The following is a 21125-nucleotide window of genomic DNA, read 5'->3' as shown; positions in this document are numbered from 1 at the left end:
TTGAGATCGATCTCGCGGGCGCCGAGGCGAAGGGCCTGCTCGGCGTTGGCCGCCAGTGCCGCCGGATCGCTGCCCAGCAGTTGCAAGGCCACCGGTATGCCGGACGGCGTCGTCACCGCCGGCTGGGTCAGTTCGGGGCAGTGGCGATGAAAAACCCGCGGCGGCAGGCGCGCGTCGACGACGCGGACGAACTCGGTCACCGTCCAGTCGAAGCCGGTCTGGCGGGTCAGCAGGTCGCGGGTATGGGCATCGATCACGCCCTCCATGGGGGCGAGGCCGATCCTACCTTGTAGTAAATTAACAACGATATCTTCCACCATCGGGCGCTTGCAATAAAATCAGAGTGTGGCAGTTTATATGACCGACTTTTCAACGCTTCGTGGCCAGTTTGCGACCGTTCGCAGACAAGTTGCGTAAGGTTCTGGGAGAAACCGCATGCAGGATATGCAGCTATTGCAGGACGGCCTGGCCCTGATGGGGGTCGGTATGGGGTTCGTTTTTGCTTTTCTTACGATCCTTGTCGTGGTCACCACCTTGATGTCCCTGGTGATCCGCCGCCTGGCGCCGGCTCCTGCGCAACCGGCTCCCATGCCGGCTCCGGCCTCCTCCGACAAGGCCGATGACGCCCAGCTAATGGCCGTCATCAGCGCCGCCGTACATCGCTACCGCCATCGCCATCGCCATCGTCGCTGACGGCGCAATCGCACCATATTACTACACAACACGCCATCTACGGGGTCATCATCATGAGTGAGACCAAGCGCCCGCTGGGCATCACCGACGTCGTGCTGCGCGACGCCCATCAGTCGCTGTTCGCCACGCGTATGCGCCTCGACGACATGCTGCCGATCGCCGAGAAGCTCGATCGGGTCGGCTTCTGGTCGCTGGAATCCTGGGGCGGCGCCACCTTCGACGCCTGTATCCGCTACCTCGGCGAGGATCCGTGGGAGCGGATACGGGCGCTGAAGGAGGCCATGCCCAACACGCCGCAACAGATGCTGCTGCGCGGCCAGAACCTGCTGGGCTATCGCCATTACGCCGACGACGTGGTCGACCGCTTCGTCGAGCGCGCCAAGACCAACGGCGTCGACGTGTTCCGTGTCTTCGACGCGATGAACGACCCGCGCAACCTCGAGCGGGCGATCAAGGCTGTACGTGACGTGGGGGGGCACGCCCAAGGCACCATTTCCTACACCGTCAGCCCGGTGCACACCCTCGACAGTTGGGTGGAGCTCGCCGAGACCATCGCCGACATGGGCGCGGATTCGCTGGCGATCAAGGACATGGCCGGTCTGCTGGCGCCCTACGACGCCTTCGAGCTGGTTTCGCGGCTGAAGAAGCGCCTGTCGATACCGATTCAGCTTCACTGTCATGCTACTACCGGCCTTTCCACCGCCACCATCCTCAAGGCGGTCGAGGCCGGCATCGACAATGTCGACACTGCCATTTCCTCGATGTCGATGACCTACGGCCACAGCCCCACCGAATCGGTGGTGGCCATCCTCAAAGGCACCGATCGCGACACCAACCTCGATCTCGAACTGCTCGAGGACATCGCCGGCTACTTCCGCGAGGTCCGCAAGAAGTACGCTGCCTTCGAAGGTTCGCTGAAAGGGATCGACTCGCGCATCCTGATCGCCCAGGTGCCGGGCGGCATGCTCACCAACATGGAAGGCCAGCTCAAGGAGCAGGGCGCCGGCGATAAGCTCGACGATGTGCTCGCCGAGATTCCGCGTGTGCGCGAGGACCTGGGCTTCATTCCGCTGGTCACGCCGACGTCGCAGATCGTCGGTACCCAGGCGGTGATGAACGTGATGATGGGCGAACGCTACAAGTCGATCTCCAAGGAGGTCCAGGCGCTGCTCAAGGGGGAGTACGGCGCCGCGCCGGCGCCCTTCGACAAGGCGTTGCAGAGCCGCGTGCTCGAGGATGGCGAGCCGATCACCTGCCGGCCCGCCGATCTTCTCGAACCCGAGATGGACCGCCTGGCCGCCGAGCTCAGGGAGAAGGCGAAGGCAGAGGGCATTCGCCTGGCGGAAGGCGAGCGTGAAGTCGACGATGTGTTGACCTACGCGCTGTTTCCCCAGATCGGGCTCAAGTTTCTCAAGAACCGCGACAATCCCGACGCCTTCGAGCCGGCGCCCCAGGCGCCGGGTCAGGAGGCGGCCGCCGCCGGCTTGCCGGCAAAGAAGGGCGAAGCCAAGACACCGGCGCCTCAGGCCGGCGCGCCCGCCGGCCCCGAGACCTACACCGTCACGGTCAACGGCAAGCAGTACGTGGTGGAAGTCGCCGAGGGCGGCGAGATCGCTCAGGTCCAGAGCGGCAGCGGCGCGCCACCGTCCGGCGCCACCCAGGTGTCGCACGATGAAGGCTCGGCGTCCTCGACGGGCGAGGCGATCACCGCACCGCTGGCCGGCAATATCTTCAAGGTCAACGTGCGGCCGGGCGATGCGGTCAAGGAGGGCGATGTGGTGATCATCCTCGAGGCCATGAAGATGGAGACCGAGGTGCGGGCCGCAAGTGCCGGCACCGTCTCCGAGGTCAAGGTCGGCGAGGGCGACAGCGTCGCCGTCGGCGACACGCTGATCGTGCTGTAAGGGCCGCGCTCAATGGACAAGCTATTGACCCTGTGGGAGGGCTCCGGCCTCTACAACCTGACGCTGGGCCAGGCGGCCATGATCGTCGTGGGGCTGGTACTGCTCTACCTGGCGATCCAGAAGCGCTTCGAGCCGCTGCTGCTGGTACCGATCGGCTTCGGCGGCATTCTGGCCAACATCCCCGAGGCCGGGCTGGCGCTGTCGGCCGCCGAGCAGGCCGCGCATCTGGCGCGTCCCGGCGTGCTGGAACAGCTCGCCGCGGTACTCGACGTGGACCTGGCTAGAGGAGCGTCGCTGGATGCCTGGCGCCATGCCGTCAGCGCGGCGCTGCACGCCGATATCACGCCCCAGGCCTACCGGGCGGCCAACGACCTGGCGATGGACGCCGGCTACAGCCATGGCATGCTGTATCAGTTCTACAGCGTGGCGATCGCCTCCGGCATCGCGCCGCTGGTGATCTTCATGGGCGTGGGGGCGATGACCGACTTCGGCCCGCTGCTGGCCAACCCGCGCACCCTGTTTCTGGGGGCGGCGGCGCAGTTCGGCATCTTCGCCACCCTGCTCGGCGCGGTGGGGCTCTCGGCGCTCGGCTGGATGGACTTCTCGCTCAACCAGGCCGCCGCCATCGGCATTATCGGCGGCGCCGACGGTCCCACCTCGATCTACGTGTCGAGCGTGCTGGCCCCGGAACTGCTGGGGGCCATCGCCGTGGCGGCCTACGCCTATATGGCACTGGTGCCGCTGATCCAGCCGCCGATCATGCGGCTGCTCACCACCCAGCGCGAGCGCGAGATCACCATGACGCAGCTGCGCCCGGTGTCCAAGCTCGAGAAGATCGTCTTCCCGGTGTCGCTGCTGCTGCTGGTGGCGCTGTTCCTGCCCGACGCCGCGCCGCTGCTGGGCATGTTCTGCTTCGGCAACCTGATGCGCGAGTGCGGCGTGGTCGAGCGCCTCTCCGATACCGCGCAGAATGCGCTGATCAACATCGTCACCATCTTCCTGGGACTCTCCGTGGGCTCCAAGCTGATGGCCGAGAGCTTCCTGACGGTGGAGACCCTGGGCATTCTGGGGCTGGGAATCGTGGCCTTCGGCATCGGTACCGCGGCGGGTGTGCTGATGGCCAAGCTGATGAACCTGGTCAGCCATATGCCGATCAACCCGCTGATCGGCTCGGCCGGTGTCTCGGCGGTGCCGATGGCGGCTCGGGTGTCCAACAAGGTGGGGCTCGAGGCCAATCCGCACAACTTCCTGCTCATGCATGCCATGGGGCCCAATGTGGCTGGCGTGATTGGCTCGGCGGTGGCGGCCGGAGTGATGATCAAGTACCTCGGCTGAGCGAAGCAGCCAGCTCGCAACGCGCCCACCAAATGGTTGGCGCGTTGTCCTCTGTCCGGTCTGAATAGCAGCGTTCGGGTCAGCTTGTAGTTATGGCACCGGATCGGCTCAGGTCGGTCGCGCTGGCAGGGCTGTCCTGGACCAGCTCGAGATCCTTCTCCACCCATAACTGACAGGCCAGGCGGTAGCCCTGTTCGAGCTGCGTGCCGAGCATCTTCTTCTCCTTCCAGTTGGGTTCAGGCAACGCCTCGCCGCCCTTGACCACCTTGCACATGCACTTGGCGCACTTGCCCATACCGCAGCCATAGCTGAGGTGTGGGTACGGAAACTGACGGATTCCGGCACGCACCACCAGGTTGGTGTTGGGCTGGACTTCGCCTTCGTAGGTTTCACCGTTTTTGTGAATCGTAATCAGGGGCATGGTGTTCACCTGGCTCGTAGTTGAATCGGGTTCGCACGGCATACTGACGCATCCGTGCCATAAGCCTTCTATGGTATACCATGTGCCTTGAGCAGAAGGTCGTCAACCCTTCTCTCGTAACGATGAATCACCCAGCAAGCGTGGGGTTAGGAGCCCGGCGCGCCTAGGCTCCGTCAGTCAAGATTAGTGCGTTTGACTATGCACATAAAGCCCGGCCATAGTCGGGCAAGGGTTCAGTCAATGAACAAGGAATCGGAAAAGGTCGCTGCAGAGATGCCAGACGCATCAAAAGCTATCCATCACCTGAATACGCGAGGCATCTCCCTTGCGTCCCTCTATATCTCTCTCGCTTGTCCAGTTGGCTTCGATGCCGTAGCTGATGAGTTCGCTAAGTGCAGGCGACTAGATATATCGAAGCAGCTGCTTCATCGGTATCGTCATTGGGGAGAGGTACGGATTGCTGTCGAGGTCTGGCGGTGATCCACTGTAAGCGGCGTTGAAGGCGCCCGGGCCCACCACAAGGCTGAGTTCGGCCGCTAGATAAACGAAGAAAATAATCGATTATTTAAGGTTGACAGGATTTTTCCGCTTGTCTAATCTAGCTCAGAGACAAGTGGTATACCAAGTTCGCGAGGAAACTGGCCGAGCCGAAACGAGGTCGATCGATGAGCGCCTTGGGAATGAGTTCTTAGCATGGGGTCGTCGAGCATGACTGCTTCGAAGATCGGTTCTTTGGGTGAGCTCAAGCAGGAGCTGATCAAGGACTACAATGAGGTCAATCATCGCATCTTCGGTATCGGCGTGATACGCCAGAAGGTCGACGTGCAGGGCGACAAGATTCTCATCGTTGCGCTGCACAAGCGAGTTCCCTCGCTGGCCTATCTGAATGCGCTCAACAATAACGTGAGCGAGCTGGCCGACCACTATTTGATCAAAGGTTTCAAGAACGAATTCAAGCAGCTGCTGGTAGAGAAGTACGGCTTCGAGATAGTCTCAATCTTCAAGGACTACGACGCGCAGGCCGAGCTTTCCGCTACCGTGGTGCTGCTGCAACGAGACGTGCGCGACTACCTCTGACAGCAATGTCAGGGCATAGGCCGCAAGTCCGTATAGGAGTGACCGTTGACTGGTGATGTGAACTCGCCCTGACTGGACGAGTGCTCAGGACCGTCAGCGCAGTAGGAGGCAAACGCCTCTCGCTGTGCTGGCGGTTTTTTTGTGGCCGGAAAGAGGAGAGAGCCGATGGCCAAGGTAGCGGATATCGTCAATGCGATGAGTGTGATCACGGGCGGCAGGACGGTGTCGTCCCTGGAAGAGGTGAAGCGGGGGGACCACCCCTTCGTGATCTTGAAATCCTCCGGCATCTACGGCAAGGAAGTGCTGGAAATTCCGGGACTGATCTACGGCGACCCGAACAAGGAAGTGAAGAAAATTGCCGTATGCATGACCATGACGGAACTGGTGATTGAACTGGCGGGAGCCACCGGAGTGGACGCCATCGTGGCGCATCATCCCATCGCCGATGCCGCCAGCTGCGGCGGCGTGACGCTGAAAAATTATCTTGATCTCTACGACGTGGCGGGGCTGGAATGCCACGAAGCCTTTCACGGCCTGCACCCCGGCATTCCCTTTCTGCACGGGCACAAGGTGCTGAAGGGCAGCATTTCCTATGGAGGCGTGCATGGCAATATCATGTTCGTGGGCCAGGCGCTGCCGGGTATCGCCACCTTGGGCGACATTCTTGACCGCCTGGACGGCTTCATGGCGCTGGATCAGGACCGCGCTCTGCTAGCTGAGGAGCGCCTGGTGCGCGGCATCGAAGAGATTCGCGAAACAAGCGTGGAGACTTGCGGCTTCATCCACCTCGGCGAGCGTGACAGCCAGATCGAGAACGTGCTGCACATCTTCCCACATACCGGTTTCTCGCCGGAAAACCTGCGCCAGGCGGTGGCCGAGAACCCTAACGTGGATACCGTGCTGGCTTCGATCAGCCGCGTCTATGCCGGCCACGCACTGATCGAGACGGCCCGTGAACTGGGGCTCAACTTTCTGGTCGGCAACTGCCACGTAATGGAGATTCTAGAAAATGGGCTGCCGCTGGCTCACGCCCTCGCCGAGCTGCTCGAAGGCGTTGAGGTAGTGCTGTTCCGAGACCGGGTCACCTCCGCGCCGGTGCACAAGATCGGCAACGCGGCTATGCAGGCCTACGCTCGAGAAATGTCGGCGAGCCACCTGCTAGGCAAGCATGCCTTGAGCGAGACCTAGGCAAAACTCGAGTTCGCGACAAGTTAGATACACGTTTTTCACAACGCCTGATCAATAACAATAGAGGCACCGACATGAAGACCTCAGTCACTACCCCTGAAACGAAGGCCGCGCTGCCTGCAACTAAGCGGGCCTGGAAGCGCATCGAAGTGGTCGGAATCGTACTGCTGTGCATCTGCCTGCTGATGTTGCTCCTTTCGCCAACCAGTCTCTCGGGACTGTTCAACTCCATTCTCGATTCCGTGCGGCCTGTGGTGGTCGACGTCTTCCTCACTGGTGTGGTCGGTACGGCGATTATCGTAAGCGTGATCATCGGCCGGCTGCTGGAGCGGCTGGGCTTCACCGATGCCCTGGTACGCATCTTCGTGCCGGCCATGAAACTGCTGGGCGTCAATCCGGCGGTGATCATTCCCAGTGTCTACAACATATTCGGCGACATCAACGCGGCGGGTAAAATCTCAGGGCCGATCCTCAAGAAGGCGGGCGCCACGAAGGATGAACAGAAGCTCGCCGTGGCTACAATGGTGCAGTCGCAGCAGTCGTTCTCCACCTTCATGCTGGGCCTGATGGCGCTGACCTTCGCTGGCGTCAACGTCTTTGCCGTGGTGCTGATGGCGGTCTTCCTGCCGCTGGTGGTCGTGCCGCTGATCCTATCGAAGGTGCTTTACCGTGACGTCAAGCGGGTCGAGATCGGCCATCTGCCGACCTTCACCCCCGATCGCGACTTCATGCCTACGCTGTTCAGCGCTGCGCGGGAGGGCGTCGAGCTGCTGCTGCTGATCCTGATTCCCGCCGTGGCGCTGGTCTTTGCGGTGATCGGAGTGCTCGACTACATCGGTATCTGGGCACCGATCGAAACGGGCCTAGGTAAGGTCATGTTGCTGTTCAACATCCATCCGGAAACAGGTGTGCTGTCGGTGCTGGTGAGCCCGACTCTGGCAATGGGGCAGTTGCAGAGCATGGCCGCCGATCTTGACCCATCGCTGGTAGTGGGCTCTTTCGTGCTGGCCTCCTCCGGTCTGCCGCTATCGGCCGTATTCGGCCAGGTGCCGGTGGTATGGGCGGAAAGCTCAGACCTCTCCGAGCGCGAGGCCATGGGAGCCGCCGTGCTGGGTATCGTCATGCGGCTGGCCACAGCGTTTCTAATCGCCTTCTTCGTAACCCCGCTGGTGGTGTAGCGAGCGAAGCTGCCCGGCCGGCTGTCAAGGCCTGCCGTGCAGCGTTGCTATCGTCATCGCCATGAATGCGGCAAGAAAATCCCGACCAGAGGGTCGGGGAAGCAGAAACGAAAACAGTGGTGTCATGCCAGGAATATCATGAGTCTTGCCGGAGTTAGAAGCTGTACATCACCATCGCCTGAACGCGTGACGCATCGCCTTCACGGTTATTCACCGTCTCGCGCTTGTTCCAGTTGGCTTCGATGCCGTATGTGATGCGCTCGCTCTGTTCCGGCGACCAGAGATAGTTAATCCAAGCGGCCTCGTAGGCTTTGTCGCCGGTGGCAAAAGCGGGGTTTTCGTCGAGGTCGGCAGTGATCCGGCTATAGGCGACATTGAAGGCGCCTGGACCTACGGCAAGACTGGCGCCCAGAGTGCCGCCGGTGGCCTCGATCGTCTCCAGCTCCCCGTCATCCGTGGCAAAAGCGGGTGCAATTTGCGGATTGCCTTGGTTGTAGCCGCCGATGCCATCGCCATGGGTCAGGGCACCGCGAAGCGTCAAGGCGTCACTCACTTGCAGGGCAGCCTCGACACCCAGGCCCCAGCCCAGAGCGCTATCCTGAGAGGCGGGCGTTTCAAGTCCAGCGGTATCGAACTCGAGGTGGCGGGCGACCCCTGAGACGGAGTAGCGAAAGGCACCCTCGGTCTCGGTATAGCGAAGCGTGACGTCAGGCAGCTGGCTCTTGGCGCCGGGGGCCGAGACCTGCCCACCCTGATCGGCAGGGTTCTCGAGCGACACGGAAAAATCGCCGGAGGTGTAGCGGATCTGCGTCTGGCGCTCCACGGCGGGTCGACCGGTAGGCCCGGTAAACGAAATCAATGGAGTGCTGGAGACGAAGCCCGCGAAGTTGGTCCAGGTTTGGCCGGCCAGCAGGCTGTTCCATTCGCCGTAGGCATGACGAAGCCGAAAGGCGGAACCATCGCCGTAGAAATCGCCTTCGATAGTGGTTTCAAGGTTGCTGCCAGCGACAGGGGTGGACGTGCCGAAGCCGATACGGCTTTCGCGAGCATGCATGCTGAAATGGCCGTTGGAGCCCTCTTCCCCATCCAATCGAGGAGCGGAGCGGTCAACCGTATCGCCCAGTTCGTTATCGAAATCGTAAATCACATCCAGCTTGGCGTAACCGTAAATGGAAGCGGTCGTGTCTCCCAATTCAAGCTCGTAAGCGAGGGAGGCTCCCGAAACGGCCAAAGCCATAGCGCCGATGGAGGAAATGGAAATTTGCTTGAGATTGTTGTGCATTGACACTTTCTAATCCTTTGCAGTCTGCTTGATAGTCTTGCCTGAGCGTTTCGAAACATGGCTTCGGTGCGCCCGGATGGGCCCGAGTACTAAGGTCGTTCTCTCGGATCTCCTTTCGTTGGCAAAAAATTTCCCTGCCTCGGTGGCTGGGCAACGAGGCGAAAACTTGGTTGCGCTTCGCAGAGGATGGCTGTCGGCATATATCGTTCATCCAGGTCGCCCCGGTTCCGGAGGCATGGCGGTGTCGCGAAACCAGCGGGCCGACCTGGGTGTTAGCGGACTGACATGAAGGTCAGTGAGTTGCGAAGAACGTTGCACTCATATGCCGGTAGAAATCTGTGGCATATGGTGTACCACTATGCTAATGGCTTGACGCTTATTCAGCATGCTGGTCGCACCTCGGTGACTGCGCACACGGCAGGTTGCTAGGTTACATCAGCAGGATGGCAAGGAGTGCAGCCACGACGATGCCGGAAATCACCGGCACAAAGTTGCGCCGTACCAGCGCCGCAGGGTTGACACCTGCAATGCCGGCGTCAGCCGCCACGCCGAAGGCCCAGGCGGCAAGCGTGCCACCACCGGCGAAGATCGCTGCCACCTGGCCGAGTGCGGCCAGTACGTTCACGTCAACCCCGGCGCCGATGCCCAGTGCGCCGGACAGCGAGCCCACCAAGGGCAGTCCGGAGAAGCCCGAGCCGTCCATGCCTGAAAGCAGGCCGATCAACGCCATGCCGAAGGCCAACAAGAAGACGTTGCCCTCGATGAGGTAGCCGATGTTATGGCCGATGTCGAACAGGTAGCCGGTCGAGCCGACGCCGATCACCGCCTCGGCGTGGTCCGGGTGGCCCAGCAGGAAGAAACCAGCGATGGGGATGATGGGGGCGAAGATCTTGATGGCGAAGAAGAAGCCCTCGCGGATGGAGTTGCTGATGCCGTCCAGAGCGTGATGGCCATGGGCGGCGAAGGAGGCGAGCACCAGCAGCAGAGTGGCGGTGCCGCCGAGCAGCGCCGTGGCGTCGCCGCCGCGAATCGCCTGGTCGGGCTGGAAGAGGCCGCGATAGATCATCAGTGCCGCGATGCCGAGCAGGATCACCGGCACGGCCACGGCGAACAGGCGCGCATAGCGGTGGGTCTCGAGGGGCTCGGGCGCTTCGGCGACGGTGGTCGGCTGGACGGCCGCGGCGTTGACCGATTTGGGCGGTTCGCTGGCTTGGGGCGCGAACAGCGTATCGGTCTCGGAGATCGTCAGCACGCCGCTGCGCATGTCGCGGCGCAGGTTGCGGAAGGCGAGGGCGACGGCCACGACGCCCACCGTGAACGAGAAGAGCAGGGTATAGGGCACTAGGGTGGTGGTCTCGATACCGGCGGCCCCGGCGGTGAGGCGGCTTGCGCCCTGGATCACGGGGTCGGCGGACAGCGCCATGCCATGACCAAACAGGTTGACAGCCATGGCGGCGCCTATGGCCGGCAGGCCTACCTGCATGGCGACGGGGATCAGCACCGTGCCGACCAGGGCAACGGCCGGTGTCGGCCAGAAGAAGGCGGCGGCAATATACATGGTGATGCCGAGGGCGAAGAAGGCGGTCCATGGGCCGACCATCAGTTTCTTCATGGGAGCGACCATGAGACGGTCGGCCCCGAGCTGCTGCAACGACTTGAGCATGGCCACCATCAGGGCGATGACCAGCATGATGTCGAATAGCTCGTTGCCTGCATTAAGCAGGGCCTTGAAGACCACCTGGATTCCGAAGATGCCTTGGTTGAGGCCGCCGTCATGGGGCGCGTTGGCGAGCAGGCCGAGCAGGAAGATGCCGGCCAGGGACGGGATGATGACTCCCTTGCGAAAACCGATGGAAACGAAGATCGCCAGGATCACCAAAAGGAAGACCCAGTGCGACGCGGTGAGTTGCACCTGTTCGAGTTGTTCCATGTTGCACCTTGTCGTGTCGTCAGGCTTGGCGATGGCGGCGCCGAAATCGTCGGGCGGCCCATCGAGTGGTTGTAGTTGTCGGTTGCTGCATTGCCACGGTTGCGATTGCCTTGCATGTCACGAAAGCGGTGCTGACGTCTTTCGCGCATGAAAAGCGTCAGGTCAGAGGTCGTCGCATTGGCATTCTCCTGTTGTAGAGGTGGCTGTCTGTGAGGAACCGATGGCCGGCTGCTAGCCCAGCAGCAGACCTCCATAGACCAGCGCACCAGCAACCACGAGGGCAGGGTGCGCCTTGAGGTGAAGCAGGGCGATCGCCGCCGCCGCTGCGATCAGCAGGGAGTGAACGAGCCCAGCTCCGGCCATGGCTTCGGAGAAGAAGCCCACCACCAGGCCGGCCATCATGACGGCAATGACGGGGCGTACCCATTGGCTCATGCGCTTGACCCGGGGCGAGTCGCGATGGCGATAGAGCAGCCCCAGGGCGCCCAGCAGCAGCAGCAGCGTGGGTACCACGGTGGCAAGAACGGCCACGCTGGCGCCAGCGATACCCGCCACTTCATAACCGACGTAGCCAGCCATTTTGGTGGCGATCGGACTTGGCAGGGCATTGCCCAGGCCCAGCACCTCGGCGAACTCATGTGCACTCATCCAGCCGTAGCGGCCCACCACTTCCGCCTCGATCAGCGGGATGATGGCCGGACCTCCGCCGTAGCCGACAATGTTGGGAATGAAGAAGGCGAGGAAGAGCTGGGTGTAGATCACTGGGTGGCCTCCTCGGTCTTCTTGCCTTTCGACAGGGGGGGCAGCATGGCCGCGACCAGCAGGGCACCGATCACCAGGCCGGGATGAATGCCGAGCCAGTAGATCAAGCCGCCCGCTACACCGGCCATGAGCAGGCTCATCGCCCAACCCAGTGCCAGGCGCGACTTGTTCATGAAGTCCCAGGTGAGCTGGGCCATCATCACCATCACTACCGGCACTACCCCCTGGCCCATGCCGTGGATCCAGCCAACCTCGCGATAGCGACTGAATAGCCCTAGCAGCAGGATCATGGCGATGATCATTGGCAGTATCACGGCCAGTACGGCGTTTATGCAGCCGAATGAGCCACCGACCCGAAAGCCGATATAGCCTGGCATCTTGGTGGCGATGGGACCCGGCAGGGTGTTGGCAATAGCCAATACATCAGCGAACTCCTCGTCTCGCATCCAGGCATGGCGCTTGACGACTTCCTGGTGTACCAGAGGAATTATCGAAGGGCCTCCGCCGAACCCGAGCAGGCCGATTCGAAGAAAGGAAAAGAACAACTTGCCTTGTTGTGATGTCGTCATGTCAGCCGATGTCCTAGTCAGTTCGTCTTGTCTGGCGTTTCAAAACAATCGCTTAAAGGTAAAGCTATTTTTCTAGTAATAATCGATTATTTGATCTAGATTATGATTCACAGCACCAAGCGTCAAGTAAGGTATACCAAATTCCAAAAAGAGAATGGAGTCACGCCATGAATGAAGCGCTCAAGCAGGGCAGCGCCACAACGGCGAGCAGAATCTACGAAGTGCTCCGCCAGGATCTTCTCGATGGCCGCTACGGTGCCGGCGAGCGGTTGTCGATCGCGCTGCTGCGCGAAACCTATCAAGTGGGCCTGAGTCCGCTGCGCGAGGCACTGAACCGTCTGGCTGCCTATGGTCTGCTGCGCCAGGAGAACCAGCGCGGCTTTCGCGTGCTGGAGCTGAGCCGCGACGAGCTTGCCGATATCACCGAGATGCGCCGGCAGCTCGAGGGCAAGGCGCTGGAGCTGGCTGTCGAGCATGGCGATGAAGAGTGGGAATCTCAGCTGTTGGCGGCTAACCATCGGCTGACGAAGGCTGGCTCCCATACGCCGATCGTGGAGTGGGAGCAGCTGCACTCGCGCTTCCACAATGCCCTGGTCGCCCCTTGTGGCTCGGTCTGGTTGCTGCGCTTCATCTCGCAGCTGCACGACCAGTTCGATCGATATCGGCGCGTGGCGCCACGAGCCCAGGAGCTGCGACATCAGCTCGACGCCCAGCACCAGGAGCTGGTCGATCTGGCCCTGGCCCGCGACTCCCGTCGTGCCCGTGCGCTGATAGAGGAACACATCACCCTTTCCTGCGAAGTGGCCCTGAAGAGCTGCCGTTAGGCAGCGCTGGCGTGGCGTGCTGAAGTCCTTTGCCGTTGCCCCCTTTACACAAGCAACGAGCTTCGACTAATGTTGGCTTATGGTATACCATAAGCCAATTTATGCATTGGCACGGATCACAACATGCGACCTGTCGCTGAGTTCGCCGCATAGGTGCCAAAGGAGAGCGGGATGGAAGGTCAGATGAGAAGCCAGGTGGGCCAGATGGATAGCTACGTGCTGACAGAGATGACCTGGCCAGAAGTTGAGGAAGCGCTCAAGACCGTCAAGATGGCTATCGTGCCGGTCGGGGCCCACGAGCAGCATGGGCCACACATGAGCGAGAGTTGCGATGCGGTGCTGGCCACCGAAATGGCCAAGCGGCTGGCGGCCGAGCTGCACCCGCTAGTTCTGGTCACACCCACCGTCAACATGGGCGTTTCCCCCCATCATCTGAATTTTCCCGGCACCATCAGCCTGCGCCCGGAAACGCTGCTGGCCGTGCTGCGGGACATGGTGGTCTCGCTCCAGCGCCACGGGATCGACAAGGTACTGTTTCTCAACAGTCACGGCGGCAACCAGACCACGCTTGGCCTGGCCTGCGCCAGCTTCGCCCAGGAGCTGGATATGGAATGTTACTACGCCAAGACCACTGCCTCGGCCAAGAAGGCCATAAAGGCCCATGTCTCGTCGACCCTGTTCGGGCACAGCTGCGAGCGCGAGGTTTCCGAGGCGTATTACCTGGCGCCCCATCTGGTGCGCTCGGAGCGTCTCGAGAAGGGCGATATCGTCCACGGCGGGCGCTGGGAAGGTATGCGGCCGGGCAACCCCCTCCAGGGTTTCTACCGCTACGAGGAGATGACCCGCAACGGTTGCATCGGCGATGCCACCCAGGCGAGCCTCGCCATTGGCAAGGCCATCGTCGAGGAGGCGCTGGCAGAACTGTCAGCGGTGTTGCGGCCGCTGCTGACCGAACCTGCCCGGGGGCAGGCCATGTATGGAGAGCGCGAGCTTGCCACCTGAGGCCAGCTCGAACCGCCCGAAGCGAGCGGATGGACCACAACAATCGAGAGCACAGCCATGTACATCATTTTGACTAGCAAGCTTGACGAGTACGATGCCCGCCCGGGGCAGGGCATCGCCCCGGTAGAATCCTACGAATACTTCTTCTACGGCAGGAAGAAGGCCTATTTCACCATTGCCGAGGTGAGCAGCGACCAAGGGCGGGTCAGCATTGTCGAGACCGGTGAAGGCGGCAAGACCAACAGCGTGCCGCTGAAATTCTTCGAGCGCTTCGATACGCTTGAGGCGGCCCGGGCCGAGCTCGAGCAACTGGTGACCTTCGGCTCCATCGACGCGCGCCTGGAGCGGGCTCCGCTGCACTGACACGATCCGGCGGTCTGCTCACCCCGTGCCTGCCAATATGGGGCTCGCTCCAGTCCTTGGCCCTTCGTGTACCAGATGCCGCTCGGTGGCTGCGTATGGTAAAATGCTGGATTACCTCTCACCGCTCCGCGACAGCCGAAGGTAGCCCGAATGGCCGAGACCTGGACCCAGGAAGACCTCTCTCCGATTCGCGACAAGGTATACGCCTACCTCAAGGATGCCATTCTGCGAGGTGAGTACAAGGCGGGCGATCGCCTGGTCGAAAGGGTGTTGGCAGATAAGCTCAACATCAGCCGCACGCCCATCCGCGAGGCACTGTTCCGACTCGAAACCCAGCGCTTCGTGCGTACGGTGCCGCGCAAGGGCGTGGTGGTCAACGAGATCACTCAGGCGGAGATTCTCGAGGTCTTCATGATTCTGACCTCTCTGGAGTCGCTGGCCGCGCGTCTGGCCGCGCAAAAGATAAACGACGCCATCGCCGCCGAAATCGACCAGCTCCTGACCGAGATGGAAGAAGCGCAGGACGATGGCGGTGGCGATGCTGTTGAGCTCAACGTCAAATACAACGACCTGATTGGCCGGGCCGCCGGCAACCCCAAGCTCCACGAGATGCTGATCGACCTCAAAGATTACGTGCGCGCCTTCTCCAACCTGAGCACTGCGCTACCGGGTCGTACCAAGGAGGCGCTGCGTGAGCATCAGGATATCCTCGGTGCGATCCGCAACGGCGAGGAGGACCTGGCCGAAAGCTTCACCCGTATTCACCTGGAGAAGTCGCGCAAGGCTTATATCAGCCGCTCGCAGGTTTAAGACGACCGAGACCAGGGCGGACCTGGGCAGAGAGTGCCGGGCCGGGCAAAGCAAAGACAGGACACTGCAAGTCGGGCATTCGTTATGCGAGTGCCCGGTTGCGTTGTGGCTTGTTTCATCATGTCAGCCGTATTGTCGCGCTAGCCGATGACGAGCTGGGACGAGAGGTTCTTGAGCGCCCTGGAGACGCTCATGGCGACGATATAGCCGGTCTTGGGATTGTTCGGCGACGGCGTGTTCTGCACTTCGATGCGTACCTCGCCGAACAGGCCCTTGGCGGAAACCTCGTGCATGTTCTTGTCGATCGTGGGATCGACGAGTACGCGCACCTCGGTCGCCTCGAACCCCACGCCGGCCAGACTCAGCGCCGCCGAGACGTTGACGCTCTCGGGGAATACACGGGACGACTCGCGGGCGTTGCCTTCGAAAATCACCGTCGGCTGTGTGATGGTATCGAGGTCGACCACTTCCTCGGCAAAGGTGCCACGCCAGGCCTTCACAGGTTTACGGGTAGTCAGCGTCACGCGCTCCAGCGGCCCCTGGGCGGCAGCGGCGATGCGGTCGAGGCCGGCGATCGCCGCCGAGGGTACCAGCACCCGCTTGCCATGCTGGCCGGCACTGGCCATGACTCGCTCGTAGAGCGCCGGGTCGCAGAGGGCGCCGACCGACACCACCATGAAGTCACTACCGTTGGCGAGCGACCTTTCGGCGTGGCGGATCACGGCCTCATGGCCGGCCGTCTCGACCACCACGTCGGGGCGGCAGGCGAAGAAGGCCTCTTCGCTGTCGGTAAGCGTGCAGTTCTCGAGGCAGACGTCGGCGTACTTGCCGGCGTCACGCACCAGGACGGCGGCCAGGCGGGCATCCCCCGCCTGGCCGCCTAGAATGGCCTCGGCGACGTCCCTGCCTGCCGTGCCATAGCCGATGAGTCCAACGTTAAGCATGCTTTTCCCCCTCATACCTCGGCTTTGGGCCTGACCTGGCGAGCGCCGTCGGCGCCGCCCTTGGGTGTCTCCTCCCAGGAAACCTTGACGTCTCCCTTGAGAAAGGTCTGGCAGGCCAGGCGATAACCCTGCTTCAACTCCTCGGGAGAGAGCAGCTTTTCTTCCTTCTTCTTCACGGCATCGGTGTTCTCGCGGCCCTCCTCGACCCGGCACTTGCAGGTGCCGCACAGGCCGCCGCCGCACTTGAACGGGATGCCTCCCTTTTCGCGCAGCGACACGCGCAGCAGGTTGGAGTCCTCTGGAGCGTTGACGACCTTGCCATCGTTGCTGATGAAGGTGATATCCGGCATGTCGATTACCTCGCTAGATCCGGCGATGCGTCAGGCAACGCTGCCTTCGAGTTCATGGGTGAAGTTGAAGCTGTCGGCATAGATGCGTTCGACGTCCAGGCCACGCTGGGAGAAGCTCGCCTTGGCGGCGGCGATCATCGGCGGCGGGCCGCACAGGTAGGCATCGAAGGCGCTCAGGTCGGCGAAGTCCTCGCAGACGGCCTCATGCACGAAGCCGCGTCGACCGCCCCATTCGGCGTCGGCTTCCGAAAGCACCGGCACGTAGCGGAAATCGGGCAGCGTCTTGGCCCAGTGGCGCAATAGCTCATCGAGATAGAGATCCTCGACGCGGCGAACCCCCCAATAGAGCGCGATTCCTGGCCGGTCGGGCTCATCCAGCAACGACTCGATAATGCTCTTGAGCGGCGCCAGGCCGGTGCCGCCGCCCACCATCAACAGATCACGCGGGCTCTCGGCGTCGTGTCGGAAGGTCCCGTGGGGTAGCTCCACATCGAGGGTATCGCCCGGCTGGTAGTGAGTGTCGAGGCGACCGGTGAAATGACCACCGGGCACGCGGCGAATGTGGAAATCGAACAGCTCGCCGCGGTGAGGCGATGCCATGGAAAAGCTGCGCGGACTGCCGTCATCCAGCATCACGTTGAGGTACTGACCCGGATGGAAGATGACTTCGCTGGCCGTGGGAATCCGCAGCACCAAGTGGGTCACGTCGTGGCTGAGCTTCTCCAGCCGCTCGATGGTGGCGACGTGGAAGTCTGCGGGAATGTAGCCCGCAGGCAACAGCTTGGCGCTGATGGTGAGGTCGCTCTGGGCACACGCCTGGCAGGCCAGGGCATAGCCCTCCTCGGCCTCCTCCTCGGTCAGTCCGAAGGGAAATTCGTCATACTCGACGCTTCCTTCCACCAGCTTGACGCGACAAGCACCGCAGCCGCCGAAGCGGCAGTCGTGGGCGAGCGGAAACCCCGCGCGTTCGGCGGCCTCGAGCAGCGGCTCTCCCGCCTGGGCTTCGAAGCTTTCTGAAGTGTCGGAGAGGGTAATACGGTAGCTCATGGCAGCCTCCTCGAGCGCACCCGTTCCAAGGCAAGCTTTGTCGTTGTTGCCGAGTGTCGGTGCTTGGCCGGTCGTCAGGGCGCGGCCCTGACGATGCTATTGGGTTGCGGCCGGGCTTACTTCTTGATATCGGACTCGACCATCACTTCGTGGCCGGACTCGCGCAGGTGATCCTGGAGCGCCTGCAAGGCGGCCAGTCCGGCTTGGGTGTCCTGTTCACCGTTGCCGCCGCTCAGGCCCACGCCGCCGATCACTTCGCCATCGACAACAATCGGGAAGCCGCCGACGAACACCGCGAACTTGCCTTCGAAGCTCCACTGGATACCGAAGGCTTCGTTGCCGGGCAGGGCAGGGCCGTTGGGGGCGGTGTTGAACAGGTGGGTCGAGCGCTTGTGGCCGGCGGCGGTGAAGGCCTTGTTCCAGGCGATCTGCGGGCCGGTGACGCGGGCGCCGTTCATGCGCTCGAGTGCCAGGGGATAGCCGCCGTCATCGACCACGCAAATGGTTTCCAGGACGCCGATCTCCGCGGAGCGCTGCTTGGCGGCCTCCACCATCAGCTTGGCTTCTTCCAATTCCAGGCGAAATACCTGTTTCATGTGTGTCACCTTGTCGTCAGGGTTGTCGGTGCCGCGCTCAGCGGCCGATGTAGACGGTCTTGGTCTGGGTGAAGAAATCCAGCCCGGCGCGACCCGATTCGCGGAACGTAGAGGTACTCGACTGCTTCAACCCGCCGAAGGGGGCATTGACCAGGTTGCCGGTGGTGGTGCGGTTGACCTTCACCGTGCCGGCCTGGATATCGAGCGGGAAGCGCTGGATGTAGCCGATGTCGTTGGTCACCAGGGCGGCGGCAAGCCCATAGGGCGTATCGTTGGCCTTGGCGATGGCGTCCTCGTAGCCGTCGACCTCGATCACCGCGACCACCGGCCCGAAGATTTCTTCGCGGGCGATGCGCATCTCCTGGGTCACATCGCTGAAGATGGCCGGGGCGACATAGAAGCCCTTGGCGTAGTCGCCTTCGCTGAGATGTTCGCCGCCGTGGACGTGAGTCGCCTCCTGCTTGCCTGCTTCGATGTAACCGAGCACCGTGTCGAGCTGTTGACGAGTGGCCAACGGGCCTATCTGAGTGCCATCGGTCATGCCGTTGCCGATCTTGAGCGTCTTGACCTTTTCCACCAGCCGCGTGAGGTACTCCTGCTTGCGGCTACGGGCGATCAACACGCGGCTGGTGCCGGTGCAGGCCTGGCCGGTAAGCGAGAACCCTCCCTTCACGGTCAGATCCACCGCGGTGTCGATGTCGGCATCTTCCAGCACGATCAGCGGGTTCTTGCCGCCGAGTTCCATCTGGGTGCGGGTGGTCATGGCCGCGGCACGGTGGATGCGCTCGCCGGCGGCAGTAGAGCCGGTGAAGGAGATGGCCTTCACCACGGGATTGGCGGTGAGCTCTTCGCCAATCGCCGATGCAGCGCCGGTAATGAAGTTGAACACACCGGCCGGCACCCCGGCGTGATGCAGGGCCTCGGCCAGGCGGTAACCGATCAACGGCGCATCCGATGAAGGCTTGAACACCACACTATTGCCGGTGATGAGTGCCGGCGCGATCTTGCGTGCCGGAATCGAGATCGGAAAGTTCCATGGCGTGATAATGGTGGCCACGCCAAGCGGCTCGCGCTGGGTGTAGACCATCATCTTGGCGTCGTCCTGGGGGAAGGTCTCGCCGGTGATGGTCTGGCCCTCCACCGCGTAGAAGCGCAGGGTCTGGGCCGAGCGGGTGATCTCATCCCGGCTGTTGCCCAAGAGCTTGCCTTCCTCGCGGGTCAGCTCCCGGGCGAACTGCTCGACGTTCTCCATCAGGTAGTCGGCGGCGCGATTGAGGATCTTGGCGCGCTGCGAGATGGGCGTCTCGCGCCAAGTCGCGAAGGCGCGATCGGCCGCGTCGATCGCGCGGCGTGCATCGTCGGCCGAGGAGGCCTGGAATAGGCCGAGCAGGTCGTCCTGGTCGGCGGGGCTGCGGTTCTCGAACGTCTTGCCCGAGGCGCTAGCGGCCCATTCGCCATCGATGTAGTTGAGAAACTGGGTTGCGTTATCCAAGACGCTTACCTCTTTGTCGTCGCTGGCTATCGTCGCTGGACCGTGTCCATTCGTGCTCGCATCGCGTGGCATTGCCATCTGCCGAGGTCGGCAGATGGCTCACGCGGGGTCAGCGGCCTCGATCAGGCGGCCATGTCCAGTTCGGTGATGGGTAGGTCGCCGGCAACATAGTCGTAGTACAGCGCGGTGGTGTAGAGCAGGCGCATCTGTGCGCCGATCTCACAGATCTTCAAGCAGCGCTGCTGCAGCTCAACGGTATCGGCGTGCTCCAGCACGATCTGGTAGCCGCGTTCGCCGTGGATCTCGTCGGAGACGATATGCAGGTCGAAGAATTCGACCTCTTCGTCGGTGAAGCCGTACTTTTCGCGCAGGGTCGGGGTCTGCTTGCGGTAGATCGACGGCACCTGGGACTCCAGGCCGACGACCAGCGCCGCCACGGCCACCACCGGGTGTTCACGCATGGCCACGGCATAGCACCAGCTCTGCAGGCCGCGGGTGGTGGGCGACATGTTGTCTGGGCTCTCGACGCGCTCGCGAGTAGTGCCGCAGGCCTCGGCGAAGCGAATCAGCAGGTCGGTATGGCGATCGCCGCCGAGTTCTTCCTCGTACATGTTCTGTAGCAGGAAGTCCTTGGCCTCGGTGTAGTTCTCGGGGGTGTTGGCGTAAATGTAGGCCAGGTAGTCGGCGAACGGGCCCACGTAGTGGTAGTGGTTCTCGGCCCAGCGGGCGAGGTGGTCGCGGGACAGCTTGCCGCTGGCCCAGGCCACGCTGAACGGTGCCTTGTTGGCGCTCTTGCCCTTGATGGCTTCTTCCAGGGCGGTACGGAATTCGTCGCGATTCATCAACTGTGCCATGGGGGAGGACTCCTGGTTGCCTGAACGCCGCCTGGTTCGGCAGGCCGCGCTGTTGTTGTTTGCCTTGTGTCGATAGCCGACACGTCCGGCGACTCGCCGGGTTTTTCGTGGATGGCTTATGGTATACCAAAAGCCATGAAAGAAGCGTAATTTCCTCTCGATCTTCCTGTCAAGGGATTTTCTGACTTGGGTCAAATTATTGGCCGATACCAGCCTGGCGCTGTGTGGATAGGGGAGTCGTGTCCTTTGAAGACCATGACAGTGACGCTCCTCGCAGGCTTGCGAGCACGCACGAGATGGCTCGGGAATGGCTCGGCGGGGCCTCATTTCAAGTCGGATAGCACGATAATGGCTTGTGGTATACCATGTGCTGAATCGGATATATAGACTGTTCCGGAAGATGTGACATGACCATTGAGGCAGCAAACATGGCCAAGCGTTGCCATGCCAGATCGGTGCGTGGGGAAGCGGTATGGGTAGGGCGGTGCTCGCATGGTGAGGGTA

Annotated in this window: 22 protein-coding genes; 10 read left to right on the top strand and 12 right to left on the bottom strand. The window is 62.1% G+C overall.

All coding sequences use genetic code 11. From position 1 onward, the window contains the following. The coding region (locus CYJ07_RS15715) for a tRNA-dihydrouridine synthase (RefSeq protein ID WP_197038394.1) at positions 1-266 on the bottom strand (266 nt) is incomplete at its 3' end. A 169-nt stretch (positions 267-435) separates the two neighbouring features. Between CYJ07_RS15715 and CYJ07_RS15710 the strand changes: the two genes are divergently transcribed. From CYJ07_RS15710 to CYJ07_RS15700, 3 genes are read left to right on the top strand one after another with little or no spacing between them, the layout of a single operon-like run. Next, positions 436-693 (top strand): OadG family protein, encoded by a 258-nt coding sequence (locus CYJ07_RS15710; RefSeq protein WP_104204654.1) that lies wholly within the window; start codon positions 436-438, stop codon positions 691-693. 53 nt (positions 694-746) lie between these two features. Further along, on the top strand, positions 747-2597 hold the full coding sequence (gene oadA, locus CYJ07_RS15705) for a sodium-extruding oxaloacetate decarboxylase subunit alpha (protein WP_104204653.1): 1851 nt from the start codon (positions 747-749) through the stop codon (positions 2595-2597). Positions 2598-2609: 12 nt separating this feature from the next. Next, complete coding sequence (locus tag CYJ07_RS15700; RefSeq protein WP_104204652.1) at positions 2610-3932, top strand: sodium ion-translocating decarboxylase subunit beta; 1323 nt, start codon at positions 2610-2612, stop codon at positions 3930-3932. Between the two features lie 79 nt (positions 3933-4011). On the opposite strand, the gene CYJ07_RS15695 is transcribed toward CYJ07_RS15700, so the two are convergent. Continuing rightward, positions 4012-4353 (bottom strand): 2Fe-2S iron-sulfur cluster-binding protein, encoded by a 342-nt coding sequence (locus CYJ07_RS15695; protein WP_104204663.1) that lies wholly within the window; start codon positions 4351-4353, stop codon positions 4012-4014. Between the two features lie 708 nt (positions 4354-5061). On the opposite strand from CYJ07_RS15695, the gene CYJ07_RS15690 reads away from it, so the two are divergent. The 3 genes from CYJ07_RS15690 to CYJ07_RS15680 all read left to right on the top strand — a co-directional run bounded on the left by CYJ07_RS15690 (position 5062) and on the right by CYJ07_RS15680 (position 7796). Next, positions 5062-5430 carry a Na-translocating system protein MpsC family protein gene (locus CYJ07_RS15690; RefSeq protein WP_104204662.1) on the top strand — a complete coding sequence of 123 codons (369 nt, stop codon included), beginning with the start codon at positions 5062-5064 and terminating at the stop codon, positions 5428-5430. 165 nt (positions 5431-5595) lie between these two features. Then, entirely contained in the window at positions 5596-6618 is a 1023-nt protein-coding gene (locus CYJ07_RS15685) for a Nif3-like dinuclear metal center hexameric protein (protein WP_104204651.1), read from the top strand. Between the two features lie 74 nt (positions 6619-6692). Then, positions 6693-7796 (top strand): hypothetical protein, encoded by a 1104-nt coding sequence (locus tag CYJ07_RS15680; RefSeq protein WP_104204650.1) that lies wholly within the window; start codon positions 6693-6695, stop codon positions 7794-7796. A 154-nt stretch (positions 7797-7950) separates the two neighbouring features. On the opposite strand, the gene CYJ07_RS15675 is transcribed toward CYJ07_RS15680, so the two are convergent. From CYJ07_RS15675 to CYJ07_RS15660, 4 genes are all read right to left on the bottom strand, one after another. After that, positions 7951-9078 carry a DcaP family trimeric outer membrane transporter gene (locus CYJ07_RS15675; protein WP_104204649.1) on the bottom strand — a complete coding sequence of 376 codons (1128 nt, stop codon included), beginning with the start codon at positions 9076-9078 and terminating at the stop codon, positions 7951-7953. 430 nt (positions 9079-9508) lie between these two features. Then, positions 9509-11008, bottom strand: coding sequence for a hypothetical protein (locus tag CYJ07_RS15670; RefSeq protein WP_104204648.1), 1500 nt, complete (start codon positions 11006-11008; stop codon positions 9509-9511). A 231-nt stretch (positions 11009-11239) separates the two neighbouring features. Next, a complete protein-coding gene (locus CYJ07_RS15665) occupies positions 11240-11770 on the bottom strand; it encodes a chromate transporter (RefSeq protein ID WP_104204647.1) in 531 nt (176 codons plus the stop codon). Beyond that, positions 11767-12339, bottom strand: coding sequence for a chromate transporter (locus CYJ07_RS15660; protein WP_104204646.1), 573 nt, complete (start codon positions 12337-12339; stop codon positions 11767-11769). The genes CYJ07_RS15665 and CYJ07_RS15660 overlap by 4 nt, the downstream gene beginning before the upstream one ends. Positions 12340-12506: 167 nt before the next feature. Between CYJ07_RS15660 and CYJ07_RS15655 the strand changes: the two genes are divergently transcribed. From CYJ07_RS15655 to CYJ07_RS15640, 4 genes are all read left to right on the top strand, one after another. Further along, positions 12507-13163, top strand: coding sequence for a GntR family transcriptional regulator (locus tag CYJ07_RS15655; RefSeq protein WP_104204645.1), 657 nt, complete (start codon positions 12507-12509; stop codon positions 13161-13163). A 171-nt stretch (positions 13164-13334) separates the two neighbouring features. Then, positions 13335-14165 (top strand): creatininase family protein, encoded by an 831-nt coding sequence (locus CYJ07_RS15650; RefSeq protein WP_197038392.1) that lies wholly within the window; start codon positions 13335-13337, stop codon positions 14163-14165. A gap of 57 nt (positions 14166-14222) precedes the next feature. Next, positions 14223-14528 (top strand): ferredoxin, encoded by a 306-nt coding sequence (locus CYJ07_RS15645; RefSeq protein ID WP_104204644.1) that lies wholly within the window; start codon positions 14223-14225, stop codon positions 14526-14528. 150 nt (positions 14529-14678) lie between these two features. Beyond that, on the top strand, positions 14679-15338 hold the full coding sequence (locus CYJ07_RS15640) for a GntR family transcriptional regulator (RefSeq protein ID WP_104204643.1): 660 nt from the start codon (positions 14679-14681) through the stop codon (positions 15336-15338). Positions 15339-15478: 140 nt separating this feature from the next. On the opposite strand, the gene nadX is transcribed toward CYJ07_RS15640, so the two are convergent. The 6 genes from nadX to CYJ07_RS15610 form a co-directional block, all read right to left on the bottom strand. Then, complete coding sequence (gene nadX, locus CYJ07_RS15635) at positions 15479-16282, bottom strand: aspartate dehydrogenase (protein WP_104204642.1); 804 nt, start codon at positions 16280-16282, stop codon at positions 15479-15481. An 11-nt stretch (positions 16283-16293) separates the two neighbouring features. Then, positions 16294-16632 (bottom strand): 2Fe-2S iron-sulfur cluster-binding protein, encoded by a 339-nt coding sequence (locus CYJ07_RS15630; RefSeq protein ID WP_104204641.1) that lies wholly within the window; start codon positions 16630-16632, stop codon positions 16294-16296. 30 nt (positions 16633-16662) lie between these two features. Continuing rightward, complete coding sequence (locus CYJ07_RS15625; RefSeq protein ID WP_104204640.1) at positions 16663-17679, bottom strand: 2Fe-2S iron-sulfur cluster-binding protein; 1017 nt, start codon at positions 17677-17679, stop codon at positions 16663-16665. 116 nt (positions 17680-17795) lie between these two features. Beyond that, a complete protein-coding gene (locus tag CYJ07_RS15620) occupies positions 17796-18275 on the bottom strand; it encodes a GlcG/HbpS family heme-binding protein (RefSeq protein WP_104204639.1) in 480 nt (159 codons plus the stop codon). A gap of 37 nt (positions 18276-18312) precedes the next feature. Continuing rightward, positions 18313-19767 carry an aldehyde dehydrogenase family protein gene (locus CYJ07_RS15615; RefSeq protein ID WP_104204638.1) on the bottom strand — a complete coding sequence of 485 codons (1455 nt, stop codon included), beginning with the start codon at positions 19765-19767 and terminating at the stop codon, positions 18313-18315. 122 nt (positions 19768-19889) lie between these two features. Next, the gene (locus CYJ07_RS15610) at positions 19890-20621 is read right to left on the bottom strand and encodes an iron-containing redox enzyme family protein (protein WP_104204637.1); all 732 of its coding nucleotides are present in this window, start codon (positions 20619-20621) and stop codon (positions 19890-19892) included. Positions 20622-21125: the final 504 nt, after the last annotated feature.

Origin of the sequence: Billgrantia saliphila (assembly GCF_002930105.1) — a bacterium.
GTDB lineage: Bacteria > Pseudomonadota > Gammaproteobacteria > Pseudomonadales > Halomonadaceae > Halomonas > Halomonas saliphila.
This window is presented reverse-complemented; position numbering and strand designations above follow the sequence as displayed.